This is a genomic window from Phocaeicola sp. ICN-14070 (assembly GCF_037892625.1).
GTDB classification, from domain to species: domain Bacteria; phylum Bacteroidota; class Bacteroidia; order Bacteroidales; family Bacteroidaceae; genus Phocaeicola; species Phocaeicola plebeius.
Window position 1 is genome coordinate 1 of the sequence record NZ_JBBKBF010000044.1, and the last position, 14,557, is coordinate 14,557.

Annotated in this window: 8 protein-coding genes and 2 tRNA genes; 4 read left to right on the plus strand and 6 right to left on the minus strand. The window is 43.5% G+C overall.

Features of this window, described 5'->3' with window-relative positions:
• The 3 genes from WKT20_RS11970 to WKT20_RS11980 form a co-directional block, all read right to left on the minus strand.
• On the minus strand, window positions 1–853 hold an 853-nt coding region (locus tag WKT20_RS11970; protein WP_340417422.1), incomplete at its 3' end, for an Abi family protein.
• A gap of 250 nt (window positions 854–1,103) precedes the next feature.
• Window positions 1,104–2,831, minus strand: coding sequence for a S41 family peptidase (locus WKT20_RS11975; RefSeq protein ID WP_340417423.1), 1,728 nt, complete (start codon window positions 2,829–2,831; stop codon window positions 1,104–1,106).
• Between the two features lie 53 nt (window positions 2,832–2,884).
• On the minus strand, window positions 2,885–3,871 hold the full coding sequence (locus WKT20_RS11980) for an adenosine kinase (RefSeq protein WP_340417424.1): 987 nt from the start codon (window positions 3,869–3,871) through the stop codon (window positions 2,885–2,887).
• A 79-nt stretch (window positions 3,872–3,950) separates the two neighbouring features.
• Here WKT20_RS11980 and WKT20_RS11985 point away from each other — a divergent pair.
• The 4 genes from WKT20_RS11985 to WKT20_RS12000 all read left to right on the plus strand — a co-directional run bounded on the left by WKT20_RS11985 (window position 3,951) and on the right by WKT20_RS12000 (window position 5,666).
• A tRNA-Asn gene (locus WKT20_RS11985) sits at window positions 3,951–4,024 on the plus strand.
• A 28-nt stretch (window positions 4,025–4,052) separates the two neighbouring features.
• Window positions 4,053–4,126 (plus strand) — tRNA-Asn (locus WKT20_RS11990).
• Window positions 4,127–4,308: 182 nt separating this feature from the next.
• Complete coding sequence (locus WKT20_RS11995; protein ID WP_022054508.1) at window positions 4,309–5,235, plus strand: magnesium transporter CorA family protein; 927 nt, start codon at window positions 4,309–4,311, stop codon at window positions 5,233–5,235.
• Window positions 5,236–5,246: 11 nt separating this feature from the next.
• Window positions 5,247–5,666, plus strand: coding sequence for a hypothetical protein (locus WKT20_RS12000; RefSeq protein WP_118164913.1), 420 nt, complete (start codon window positions 5,247–5,249; stop codon window positions 5,664–5,666).
• Between the two features lie 177 nt (window positions 5,667–5,843).
• Here WKT20_RS12000 and rpoC read toward each other — a convergent pair whose 3' ends face one another.
• The 3 genes from rpoC to rplL all read right to left on the minus strand — a co-directional run bounded on the left by rpoC (window position 5,844) and on the right by rplL (window position 14,555).
• Window positions 5,844–10,130 carry a DNA-directed RNA polymerase subunit beta' gene (gene rpoC / locus WKT20_RS12005; RefSeq protein ID WP_117702527.1) on the minus strand — a complete coding sequence of 1,429 codons (4,287 nt, stop codon included), beginning with the start codon at window positions 10,128–10,130 and terminating at the stop codon, window positions 5,844–5,846.
• Between the two features lie 76 nt (window positions 10,131–10,206).
• Window positions 10,207–14,019, minus strand: coding sequence for a DNA-directed RNA polymerase subunit beta (gene rpoB / locus WKT20_RS12010; RefSeq protein ID WP_340417425.1), 3,813 nt, complete (start codon window positions 14,017–14,019; stop codon window positions 10,207–10,209).
• 158 nt (window positions 14,020–14,177) lie between these two features.
• On the minus strand, window positions 14,178–14,555 hold the full coding sequence (rplL, locus tag WKT20_RS12015; RefSeq protein ID WP_007564160.1) for a 50S ribosomal protein L7/L12: 378 nt from the start codon (window positions 14,553–14,555) through the stop codon (window positions 14,178–14,180).
• Window positions 14,556–14,557: the final 2 nt, after the last annotated feature.

The following is a 14,557-nucleotide window of genomic DNA, read 5'->3' on the forward strand; positions in this document are numbered from 1 at the left end:
TGATATCCTTCACAGTTGGATATGTAACACGATTAAATGCCTTTAACAACTCCGATTTCATCTCTGTAACTCTATTTTGTGATATTCTGCCCAAGAAGTAACAAAATACCTTATAGGCACCAACCAATATGTTCTTTTGATTACCTAAATACCCCAGAGGTCCATTGCTGATTGCTTCGGGAAGTGTCATGTCAAAAAGAACTTTTCCATGAGCACAATAATTCCTGAGTCTACGCACTGTATTGATATAATTTGAAAACTGAGATGGAGACTGCATTCCATAAGCAACTGAAATACCATGTTTCAAACCACCATCCAGTAGATTATCATATATGGAAATGACAACACCAAAACTCATATATTCAATAGCTTTCCATGCAGGAGCATATTTTCTTTTATGCGTTTTTAAATCCTGTTTTATCACAGGCTCGCTATTCACATCTTTAATGGACTTCTGAAAAAGGTCACTATCAATAAAGTCCTGCTTTAATACCTTTGGATTGATGTACCAGAATGAATCGTCCTTGTACTTATTCGAAATCATATAAATTAAAGTAGTCCTGAAATTTATTTCAATTCTACTTATATAACGCAAGAAAAGGTTTCTCAAATCAAAATCAAAGTAATAAAGCTTTATGACATAATCAAAATTTGTTCCCTCTTTGAATGTATGATCTCTTTGTTCCTTTCGTGGATATGTTTTCTCAAAGGGAAACCAATAAAAACCTAACCGATAATAACCGATGTCAGAAAGATTCTCAATGGCTTTCCCTTCATCGTCAATACTCATACCTCTTTTCCTTAAAGTCTCAATCTGTTCTTGTATAGTTGTGGCTGTTTTCGAACTTTCCATACGTCATATATTTTCTACAAAAATACAACAAATCTTCTTTGATAAACTAATGTGAGTTTTTTTTAAAATTTAGTATGGAACAAACTGTACATGAGACAAATAAAAACGCCGAAGCGTTTCAACTCAAACGCCTTTACGTTTTCTCCAAAACGTAAGGACGTTTTACTTCAAATGCACTTGCGTTTGAAACAAAACGTACTTGCGTTTTCCGGACCTTATCAAAAAGCCCTCCAGAAGCCTCTCTGAGGCCTTATTTCTTCGTTTCTTCCTTCTCCTTCTTGACAGGTTCGTCTTTCTTTACCGGTGCCGAAAGAATCTCCCGGTAACGGACAGGATTCTGCAATACCTTGATGGCTTCTTCCAAATCAGTATCATCTTTCAACCGTTCCATCGCCGCACCACGCTGATAAAAATAGCGGGTCACGATTTCCTGTGAGATATATTCCTTAATCGGTTTGGCAAAATAGTCCAAGTCGCGGTCCAGGTTATGGTTGAGCTTCTTTTCCAGCGCCTTGAATTCCTCTGCTGCCTCGGTCATATAACCCTCAAACTCGGCAATTTCTTTCAGGCTTTTCAACATCTTCTCACTCTGGCGGTCGTAAGTAAAGTTACGCGACTTCACCAGTTTCTTGAAAGCCTCATAATCGGCATCGGTCAGTTTGAAGTCGTCTACCGAAGCCAATGTAGGATGATTCCAGCAATATTGGGTAGCGTAATCGAAAATCAGGTCGTCGTTCATCAGGTAGAACACGATGTTCGGAATCTTGTCTCCCTTCACTTCAATGTCCGGACGAATACCTCCTCCATCACGCACCTCACGTCCGGCAGCCGTATGAAATACGGTGGTCAGACTGTCGGGTGTACGGGCTACTGAACCGTCGGCATTCTTCTTGGCATAGTCGATAGCCTGGATACAACGTCCGCTGGGAATATAGTATTTGGAAGTGGTCACTTTCAGCGTGCCGTTGTAGGGCAACGGACGAATGGTCTGCACCAGCCCTTTTCCGAAAGTGCGCGAACCGATGACTACCGCACGGTCCAAGTCCTGCAACGAACCACTCACGATTTCAGAAGCCGAAGCCGTGGCACCGTTCACGAGTACCGCCAGCGGAATCTGTGTATCGACCGGTTCATTCTGGGTTTTATAAGAACCTTGTGCCTGACGTACCTTCCCTTTTGTCATCACAATTTCCTGTCCCTTCGGCACATAAAGATTGACAATGTCTACCGCTTCCGACAAGGAACCTCCTCCATTGTCACGCAAGTCGATGATCAGCGACTTGGCACCTTTCTGTTTCAGTTCGATAAAAGCTTTTTTGAAATCCTTGGCAGAATTCTCCGTAAAGCTGGACAAAGCCAAATAGCCGATACTGTCTTTCACCATGCCGTAATAGGGCACCGGATTGGTACGGATGTTCTTACGGGTAATTTTAAATTCCATCACCGTACTGTCGTTCTTGAGCGGACGCAGCACTTTCAAGACGAACGAAGTTCCCGGTTCTCCACGCAGCGCTTCGCTGACCTTGGAAGAAAATTCCTGGGGTTTCATGTCGCCACGTACCATTTCTTTTCCTCCTACCGAGAGAATGATGTCGCCTGCCTTGACTCCGGCTTCGGCTGCCGGCATGCCTTCGGTAGGTTCCACCACTGCAATGCGGTCTTTGGCCTCATAATAGCGGATGGCCGCACCGATACCGCCGTATTTTCCGGTAGTCATTTCCTTAAGACTGCTCACCTCTTCTTCCGGATAGTACTCCGTATAAGGGTCGGTCAGTGAAAGCATACCTTCCACTCCGGTCTGAATCATTTTTTCGGCATTCACGGTATCTACATAAAACAAATCCAGTTCCTTGAAAATGGAGTTGAATATGTCCAGATTCTTTGATATCTGAAAATTACGGTCGTCTTCCTTGAAGCTGGTCATGCCCATCCCCAACATCACGATAAAGGCTCCGGCCAGCATTTTTCTTGCATTCATATATAGTCTGTTTACAAAATTGTTCTTCCTTGCAAATAAACACATTATTCCGGTTAGACTTGCAGAAGTGATTCAATATTTAACTTAATTTCGTCCCATTTCTTAGCAGGTAAGGTGGTACCGACTTCCTGAATGACGGCAGTGGCCAGAATGGTACTGATTTGCACGCATTTCTCCAGCGAATAACCGCACGTCAGGCCGTACATGAAACCGGCGGCATAGAAATCGCCTGCACCAGTGGTGTCCAGCACATTATCGACCGGACAAGACAGCAGTTGAATGACTTCTGTGCCTTTCTTCACAAGAGAGCCCTCTTTTCCGGTTTTCACCACGGCAATGCTGCATTTGGACGCAATTTCTTCCAAGGCTTCATGAGGAGCTTTTCCCGTATAGGCCAGTGCTTCGCTCTCATTGGCAAACACGATGTCCACATATTTCACAATCAACTGGTCGAAGAAGTCACGTTCGGCTTCCACCACATTGTAGCTTGCCATATCGAGACAAACCTGAAGTCCTTCTTCCTTGGCCAGCTGTACGGCGCGCAGCATCAGGTCATGGTCTTGCAAAAGATAGCCTTCAATATAGAGATAATTGTATCCGGCAAACATTTTACGCGACAAGTCTTCTGCCCTCAGTGTGGCAGCTGCTCCCAAATAAGTACCGAACGTGCGCTCTCCATCGGTAGAAATGAAAGTCGATGCAATGCCCGACGGCAAATCGCAGGTGGCCAGCAAGGCATTTACCCCGCGCTGACGGAGGGTATCACCAAAGAAAGCTCCTGTCTCGTCTTGCCCTATCTTTCCGATAAATCCGGGATTGGCTCCCAATGCGGCCAGTGCACAGACCGTATTGCCGGCCGAACCGCCGGTAGAGCGATGAATCTTCATCCCTGAGGTATATTTACGTATTTCAGACAAGGTGGCTTCTTGTATCAACTGCATGCTTCCTTTGGGCAAATGTAGCTTTTCCAGCAAGGAATCGTCATCAATTCTTACCAGCACATCGACCAATGCATTGCCCATTCCTATAATTTTATCCATTTTACTTCATTTTTTTTGCAAAGATATTGCATAATTCAAAATATCCTACTACCTTTGCATCGCAATTAAAGGAAAACCTTCTTCAGTAGCTCAGTCGGTTAGAGCATCTGACTGTTAATCAGAGGGTCGTTGGTTCAAGTCCAACCTGAAGAGCTCCTTTATTTGAAACATGTTTAAATCTTCTTCAGTAGCTCAGTCGGTTAGAGCATCTGACTGTTAATCAGAGGGTCGTTGGTTCAAGTCCAACCTGAAGAGCTTGAGAGTTCGTTGAATAAACGAACTTTTTTTATACCCTAAAACGAACTAATATGGACGATTATTACTCGCGAACGTATTACAATTATTTTAACCACTTCCTGAAGGGGTGTCGTGAGTAATCCTGTCTTTTACTCTGAAGATGCTCCTCCGGGCTTAAAATGAAGGAAAGGAGCAGACAGATGAGAAAGTATCTTTTTTGTGAAGCTGGCTTTGTAGAGAAAGCCAACTGGCAACCTAACTGCTGGATTAACATTGAATGTCCGGATGCCGCGGACTTCCACTTCCTGCAAGAACAATTAAAAGTTCCCCAGTCTTTTTTGAATGACATTGCCGATACCGACGAACGTCCGCGTACGGATACGGAAGGTAACTGGCTGCTGACCATTCTGCGTATTCCCGTACAGACTCCTGATTCAAAAGTGCCGTATGCCACGGTGCCTATCGGTATCATTACGAACAATGAACTGGTGATTTCGGTTTGCTATCACTCTACGGAGATGCTGCCGGACTTCATCGAACATACGCAGCGCAAAGGTATCAACGTGCCCAATAAATACGAATTGATTCTGCGACTGATTTACTCGTCGGCTGTATGGTTCCTGAAATACCTGAAACAAATCAACAACGAAGTGAATAATGCGGAAAAGGAGCTGGAACGTAGCATCCGTAACGAGGACTTGCTCCGGCTGATGAACCTACAGAAGAGCCTGGTATATTTCAATACGTCTATTCGTGGCAATGAGGTCATGATAGGCAAATTGCAGAATATCTTTAATGAGAAAGACTATCAGAATGCGGAACTGACAGAAGATGTGCTCATCGAGCTGAAGCAGGCACACAATCAGGTAAACATTTACAGTGACATTCTTACGGGTACCATGGATGCTTTTGCTTCCATCATCTCCAACAATGTGAACACCATCATGAAACGCATGACCAGTCTTTCCATCGTGCTGATGGTACCGACACTGATTGCCAGTTTCTATGGTATGAACGTGGATATTCACATCGAAGGACTGCCACACGCCTTTGCCTTGATTGTATGTTTCTCCATCTTCCTCTCGGCAACGGCCTTTGTTATTTTCCGGAAAATAAAGTGGTTCTAAGCTGAGGGTATATGAAATACGGAGTATCTTCCAATACGCTGCTGCTTACGGCCGGAATCGTATGGCTGGTTGCCGGCATCAACATTCTCCGTATCGGCATTTCCTGCTGGATAACGGACGCGCACTACTGGCTGCTCAAGGTCTGCGAGGCCAGTCTGATATTCCTGCTGTTCTTCTGCATAGTTTTCCACAAGCTCTACCGCAAGCATGCACAGCGTATCACAGCCGGTAACCCCAACAAACGCTGTCCATTCTCGTTTTTTGACGTGAAAGGCTGGCTGGTGATGGCTTTCATGATTGCACTAGGTATAACTATCCGTACCGCAAGCCTGCTACCGGAAAGCTTTATTGCAGTCTTTTATACCGGACTTTCCCTCGCCTTGATGGCCACAGGAGGACGTTTCATCCTGCTATATTGGAAAAGGAAATAAAACTAGTCATACGCATCAGTAAAGTACCATTTCCCCTCCTATAATGTGGAAATGACAGGTACTACATAATTATAATAGTCAATTAAAACTTTAAATATACGATGCTTGCTTACATCGAATAAGTACATAAAAAAAGCCGTCTCAAATGAGACGGCTTTTTTATGATAGTAGTTGAGATTATTCAACTCCACTGTAATCTAATACATTCTTCTTGTTAGCCAAGATGCGATCGTATTCTTCTTTAGAACCTACCACAATCTTTTCAAACTCACGCTGACCTGTACCAGCAGGAATCAAGTGACCGCAGATAACGTTCTCTTTCATACCTTCCAGTTTATCAACCTTACCGTTGATAGCAGCTTCGTTCAATACCTTGGTAGTTTCCTGGAATGATGCAGCTGACATGAAGCTTGATGTCTGCAATGCAGCACGTGTAATACCCTGCAGAATCTGAGTAGAAGTAGCAGGAACTGCATCACGTACTTCAACCAGTTTCAAGTCGCGGCGTTTCAGCATACTGTTTTCATCACGGAGCTTACGAGCTGTAACAATCTGTCCCGGCTGCAAGTTCTGAGAATCACCAGCGTCTACAACCACTTTCTTACCCCAGATACGGTCGTTTTCCTCATTGAATTCAATGCGGTCTACAACCTGCTGTTCCAAGAAGCGAGTATCACCCGGTTCGTCAATCTGTACCTTACGCATCATCTGACGAACGATGATTTCGAAGTGCTTATCGTTAATCTTCACACCCTGCAGACGGTAAACGTCCTGGATTTCATTTACGATATATTCCTGAACGGCTGTAGGACCTTTGATGGCCAAGATGTCGGCAGGAGTAATAGCACCGTCAGACAACGGAGTTCCGGCACGTACATAGTCGTTTTCCTGAACCAGAATCTGCTTAGACAAAGCAACCAAGTACTTACGAACGTCACCAGTCTTCGATGTAACGATGATTTCACGGTTACCACGTTTAATCTTACCCATCGTAATTTCACCATCGATTTCAGAAACGACAGCCGGATTAGACGGGTTACGAGCTTCAAACAACTCAGTTACACGTGGAAGACCACCGGTGATATCACCTGCCTTACCTACGGCACGCGGAATCTTCACCAGAATATCACCCGACTTCACGGTCTGTTTGTCTTCTACTACTACGTGACCACCTACCGGTAAGTTGTATGTACGGATAATTCCACCGTTCTCATCCAAGATGTGCAATGACGGAATCTTCGTTTTATCCTTAGATTCAGTAATAATGATTTCACGCAAACCAGTAGCTTCATCTGATTCTACCTTATAGGTTACGTTTTCAATTACTGATTCAAAGTCAATCTTACCAGCAGCTTCTGTTACGATAACGGCGTTGAACGGATCCCACTTAGCAATCAGCTTGCCCTTTTCTACCACCTCACCGTCTGAAGCATACAACTTAGAACCGTAAGGAACGTTGTGAGTAGAAAGGATGATACCCGTATTCACATCCACAAAGCGAACCTCGGCCAAACGACCTACTACAATCTTCACTGGTTCACCAGTTTCTTCTACAGCATCAACCGTACGCAATTCTTCGAATTCCAGACGAGCATCATTCTTAGCCACGATACTTGCATTAGCAGCCAGGTTACCTGCGATACCTCCGGCGTGGAATGTACGCAGAGTCAACTGAGTACCCGGTTCACCGATTGACTGAGCAGCGATTACGCCGACAGCTTCACCCTTCTGTACCATACGACTGGTAGCCAGGTTACGTCCGTAACATTTCGCACATACACCCTTCTTCGATTCACAAGTCAATACAGAGCGGATTTCTACGCTTTCAATCGGAGATTTTTCGATTTCTTCTGCAATGTCTTCTGTAATCTCTTCACCAGCAGCCACAATCAGCTTACCAGTTGTCGGGTGGATAATATCATGAACAGATACACGACCCAGTATACGTTCGTACAAAGTAGCGATAACTTCATCATTGTTCTTCAGGGCTGTACAAACCAGACCACGCAATGTACCACAGTCTTCTTCGTTGATAATCACGTCATGAGAAACGTCAACCAAACGACGAGTCAAGTATCCGGCATCGGCAGTCTTCAACGCGGTATCGGCAAGACCCTTACGAGCACCGTGGGTAGAGATAAAGTACTCCAACACCGAAAGACCTTCCTTAAAGTTAGAAAGAATCGGGTTTTCAATAATCTGTGCACCCTCAGCACCAGCTTTCTGCGGTTTAGCCATCAAACCACGCATACCAGACAACTGACGGATCTGTTCCTTAGAACCACGGGCACCAGAATCCAACATCATAAATACAGAGTTAAATCCTTGGTCGTCGTTCTTAATAGTCTTATATAGAATGTCTGACAAGTCACTGTTTACGTGAGTCCAAGTATCAATTACCTGATTGTAACGTTCGTTATCAGTGATGAATCCCATGTTATAGTTCATCATAATCTGTTCGATTTCTTCGTTACCACGTTTTACCAGTTCTTCCTTCTCCTTCGGGATAATGATATCACCCAAGTTGAATGACAGACCACCTTCGAATGCTTTCTTATAACCTAAGTTCTTGATACCATCCAAGAATTCGCAAGCACGAGCCACACCAACAGCCTTAATAACATCGCTGATGATGTCACGCAGAGACTTCTTAGAAATAACGGTATTCAAATAACCACATTCATCCGGAACCAGTTCATTTACAATGACACGACCTACAGAAGTTTCCTTAATCAACTTCTTCACGATATTGCCGTTTTCATCAAGGTCATTAGCCACTACGCTGATAATAGCGTGAATGTCTACCTTACCTTCGTTATAAGCAATCATTGCTTCTTCCGGTCCATAGAAAATCAAACCTTCACCTTTGGCACCTTTACGCAATTTGGTAATGTAATACAATCCCAATACCATATCCTGTGCAGGCACAGTGATAGGCGCACCATTGGCAGGGTTCAAAATATTGTGTGACTGAAGCATCAACATCTGAGCTTCCAGTACAGCTTCGTTACTCAAAGGCAAGTGCACGGCCATCTGGTCACCATCGAAGTCGGCGTTGAACGCGGTACAAGCCAACGGGTGCAACTGGATAGCCTTTCCTTCGATCATCTTCGGCTGGAAAGCCTGGATACCCAAACGGTGAAGTGTCGGAGCACGGTTCAACAATACCGGGTGTCCCTTCATTACATGTTCCAGGATATCCCAGATAACAGATTCCTTGCGGTCTACAATCTTCTTCGCTGATTTCACTGTCTTCACAATACCACGTTCAATCAACTTACGAATGATGAACGGTTTGTACAATTCTGCAGCCATCAGCTTAGGAATACCACATTCACCCATCTTCAGTTCCGGACCTACGACGATTACAGAACGAGCAGAGTAGTCAACACGTTTACCCAACAAGTTCTGACGGAAACGTCCTTGCTTACCTTTCAAACTGTCTGACAAAGATTTCAACGGACGGTTGGCATCTGTCTTCACTGCACTTGACTTACGAGAGTTGTCGAACAATGAATCGACAGCTTCCTGAAGCATACGTTTTTCATTACGCAAAATCACTTCCGGAGCCTTGATTTCAATCAGACGTTTCAAACGGTTGTTACGGATAATTACACGACGATACAAATCGTTCAAGTCTGAAGTAGCGAAGCGACCACCATCCAGCGGAACCAACGGACGCAATTCAGGTGGGATAACCGGTACGATACGTACAATCATCCATTCCGGTTTGTTGCGGCCACGAGATGCACGGAAAGATTCTACTACCTGCAAGCGTTTCAAAGCTTCGTTCTTACGCTGCTGTGAAGAATCATTGTTTGCCTTATGACGCAATTCGTATGACAAAGCATCCAAATCAATTCCTACCAGCAAATCATATATTGCTTCAGCACCCATCTTGGCGATAAACTTATTCGGATCGCTGTCTTCCAGATATTGATTTTCTTTCGGAAGAGTTTCCATAATATCCAGATACTCTTCTTCAGACAACAAGTCATATTTACTGATACCATCTTCAGCCTTCACACCCGGCTGAATAACGACATAACGTTCATAATAAATAATAGCATCCAGTTTCTTTGTCGGCAATCCCAGCAGATAACCAATCTTATTAGGCAATGAACGGAAATACCAGATATGAGCAACAGGTACCACCAACTGAATGTGACCACTACGCTCACGACGTACTTTCTTTTCTGTTACTTCCACACCGCATCGGTCGCAGACAATGCCTTTGTAGCGAATACGTTTGTACTTACCGCAATGACATTCGTAGTCTTTCACCGGACCGAAGATACGTTCGCAGAACAAACCGTCACGTTCCGGTTTATAAGTACGATAGTTGATGGTTTCCGGTTTCAGAACCTCACCATAAGAATTTTCCAGAATCTCTTCGGGTGATGCCAGACCGATCGTAATCTTTGAGAAATTACTTTTTATCTTAGTATCTTTTCTAAAAGCCATACTTTTTATTTTATGATAATGAAGAATTTAATCATGAAGAATGGAAGTTATCTTTTCCATTCTCCATTTGAAAAAGTTATTCCAGCGTAATGCTCAAGCACAAACCTCTAAGTTCATGCAACAATACGTTGAGAGATTCAGGAATACCCGGAGTCGGCATAGGTTCACCTTTCACAATTGCTTCGTATGCCTTAGAACGTCCTACTACGTCATCAGACTTGATAGTCAAGATTTCCTGAAGTACATGAGCAGCACCGAATGCTTCGATTGCCCAAACCTCCATTTCTCCGAAACGCTGACCACCGAACTGAGCCTTACCACCAAGTGGCTGCTGAGTAATCAATGAGTACGGACCGATTGAACGGGCATGCATCTTGTCTTCAACCATGTGACCCAGTTTCAACATGTAAGTCACACCGACTGTAGCCGGCTGGTCAAACTGATCACCTGTACCACCATCATACAAGTAAGTCTTACAATAGCGTGGCAGACCAGCTTTGTCAGTCCATTCATCCAAGTCATCCAAAGTAGCACCATCGAAAATCGGAGTCGCAAACTTCACACCCAATTCTTTTCCGGCACGTCCCAGTACAGCTTCGAAAATCTGACCGATGTTCATACGAGAAGGCACACCCAACGGGTTCAATACGATATCAACCGGAGTACCGTCAGCCAAGAATGGCATATCTTCCTGACGAACCACACGTGAAACGATACCCTTGTTACCGTGACGACCGGCCATCTTATCACCCACACCAATCTTACGTTTCTTAGCAATGTAAACCTTTGCCATCTGAATAATACCTGAAGGCAATTCATCACCGATTGTCAACGCAAACTTCTTACGTTTCAATTCGGCATCCAGTTCCTTGTACTTCTTCAGATAGTTTACGATAAGATCACGAATCATATCATTCTTATGAGCATCAGCAGTCCACTTGCTCAACTGAATTACGGTATAATCCAATGATTCCAGATCGTATTTAGTAAACTTAGCTCCCTTGGCAATCACTTCAGTTCCCAGATAATCTTTCACACCCTGAGAAACCTTATCAGCTGTCAATACCAGCAACTTGTCAATCAAGATTGCCTTCAGAGCTGCAGCTTTTTCTTCAAATTCTTCATTCAGTTTCGGCAGAATAGCCTTATCTGCATTTTTCTCACTACGAGTCTTTATTACACGAGAATATAATTTCTTGTCAATAACCACACCGCGCAATGATGGAGAAGCTTTCAATGAAGCATCCTTCACATCTCCAGCCTTGTCACCAAAGATAGCACGCAACAGTTTTTCTTCTGGAGAAGGATCAGATTCTCCCTTCGGAGTAATCTTACCAATCAGGATATCGCCCGGCTCAATACGTGCACCAATACGTACGATACCGTTTTCATCCAAATCTTTGGTTGCTTCTTCACTCACATTCGGAATATCAGAAGTCAACTCCTCCATACCGCGTTTAGTTTCGCGTACTTCCAAAATATATTCATCTACGTGAACAGATGTCAGAATATCTTCACGAACCACACGTTCGTTCAATACGATAGCATCCTCGTAGTTGTAACCTTTCCACGGCATGTAAGCTACCAGCAGGTTCTTACCCAATGCCAACTCTCCATTTGCTGTAGAATAACCTTCAGTCAGGATATCTCCCTTCTTCACGCGCTGTCCTTTATTACAAATCGGACGCAAGTCGATGGTCATGCTCTGGTTTGTCTTGCGGAACTTCGGAATACGGTATTCCTTCAATGCCGGTTCGAAGCTTACAAACTCTTCATCTTCTGTACGGTCATACAAAATACGAATTGTAGTAGCATCCACAAAGTCAATCACACCATCCCCTTCTGCAGCAATCTGTGTACGTGAATCTTCACACAATTGTTTTTCGATACCTGTACCTACAATCGGAGCTTCAGTCTTCAACAAAGGAACTGCCTGGCGCATCATGTTAGATCCCATCAACGCACGGTTCGCATCGTCATGTTCAAGGAACGGAATCAATGAAGCCGCAATAGATGCAATCTGCTGAGGAGCGACGTCCATCAATTCTACCTGGTCTGGAGTAACTACCGGATAATCCGCATCACGACGTGCTTTTACCTTCTCACGGATAAATGTACCGTCATCATTCAGCGGAGCATTACCCTGAGCGATAATCTTGTCTTCTTCTTCTTCTGCAGAAAGGTATTCAATACCTTCATTTGACAAGTCTACTACTCCGTCTTTCACTTTACGGTAAGGAGTAACGATAAAGCCCAGTTCATTAATCTTTGCGTAAACACACAAAGAAGAAATCAAACCAATGTTCGGACCTTCAGGAGTTTCAATCGGACACAAACGACCATAGTGAGTATAGTGTACGTCTCGAACCTCGAAACCAGCACGGTCACGTGACAAACCACCAGGTCCCAAAGCTGACAAACGACGCTTATACGTAATTTCGGCCAGCGGGTTAGTCTGGTCCATGAACTGTGACAAAGCATTTGTTCCAAAGAATGAGTTGATTACAGACGAAATAGTTTTCGCGTTAATCAAATCAATCGGAGTAAATACTTCGTTGTCACGTACGTTCATACGTTCACGGATTGTACGTGACATACGAGCCAAACCAATTGCAAACTGATTAGACAACTGTTCACCCACTGTACGTACACGACGATTACTCAAGTGGTCAATATCATCTACATCAGCCTTTGAGTTAATCAACTCAATGAGATATTTGATAATCTCGATAATATCTTGTTTCGTCAATACTCTGACATCCATAGGAGTATCCAAGTTCAACTTCTTGTTGATACGATAACGTCCTACATCACCCAGATCATAACGTTTTTCTGAGAAGAACAAGTTGTTGATAACTTCACGTGCACTTGCATCATCGGCCGGATCGGCATTACGCAACTGACGATAAATATACAATACAGCTTCCTTTTCAGAGTTACTTGGGTCTTTCTGTAAAGTATTGAAGATAATAGAATAGTCAGAGGCATTTGCTTCTTCGTTGTGAACGAGGATATTCTGTACACCAGACTCGATAATCAAATCGATATGTTCAGGTTCAATGACAGTTTCACGGTCAATTACTACCTCGTTACGTTCTATAGAAACAACTTCACCAGTATCTTCATCCACAAAATCTTCTGTCCATGTTTTCAATACACGAGCAGCTAATTTGCGTCCAATAATCTTTTTCAGATTAGTCTTGTTAACCTTTACATCCTCAGCCAGATTGAAAATCTCAAGAATATCCTTATCATTTTCAAATCCTACAGCTCTCAACAAAGTTGTTACCGGAAGTTTCTTCTTACGGTCGATGTACGCATACATCACATTATTGATATCCGTAGCGAATTCAATCCAAGATCCTTTAAACGGGATAATACGAGCCGAATACAATTTGGTACCATTAGCATGGATACTCTGACCAAAGAATACACCCGGAGAACGGTGCAGCTGAGAAACAACCACACGTTCAGCACCAGTAATTACGAAGGTGCCTTTCGGAGTCATATAAGGAATCGGTCCCAGATACACATCCTGAATCACTGTGTCAAAATCTTCGTGATCGGGGTCGGTACAATAAAGCTTCAATTTAGCTTTCAAAGGTACACTATATGTCAAGCCACGTTCCAAACAATCATCAATTGTATAGTGAGGCGGATCAATATAGTAGTCAAGGAACTCGAGCACGAAGTTATTGCGTGTATCAGCTATAGGGAAGTTTTCCGCAAAAACTTTATACAAGCCATCATTCTTTCGCTTTTCGGGTGGGGTATCTAATTGCAAGAAGTCCTGAAATGACTTCAACTGTACTTCCAGAAAATCCGGATACTGCATCGGATTCTTAATAGAAGCAAAATTAATTCGTTGATTTTGAGTTTCTGAAGACATCTGTATGGAGTTTAAAATGTAAAAACTAGGATAATTATAGTCGGTCGCTCTCACAGGTCCGACACATGAAACCTAGTGAACTTAATATAGACGCAAAAAGGTTAAGAACCCCCTTTACAGAGGACTCTTAACCGAACTACCTGATTTACAGGATAATCTTATTTAAGTTCAACTTCAGCTCCAGCTTCTTCCAAAGTTTTCTTCAAAGATTCAGCTTCGTCTTTAGCCAAACCTTCTTTTACTGTGCTAGGAGCACCGTCAACCAAGTCTTTTGCTTCTTTCAAGCCAAGACCACAAGCTTCTTTAACGGCCTTAACAACCTGCAATTTAGCAGCACCTGCGCTCTTCAAAACTACATCGAATGAAGTTTTTTCTTCAGCAGCAGCTGCACCAGCAGCAGCAGGACCAGCAGCAACAGCTACAGCTGCAGCAGCAGGTTCAATACCGTATTCTTCTTTAAGGATAGTTGCAAGTTCATTAACTTCTTTTACTGTCAAGTTAACTAATTGTTCTGCAAAAGCTTTCAAATCTGCCATTT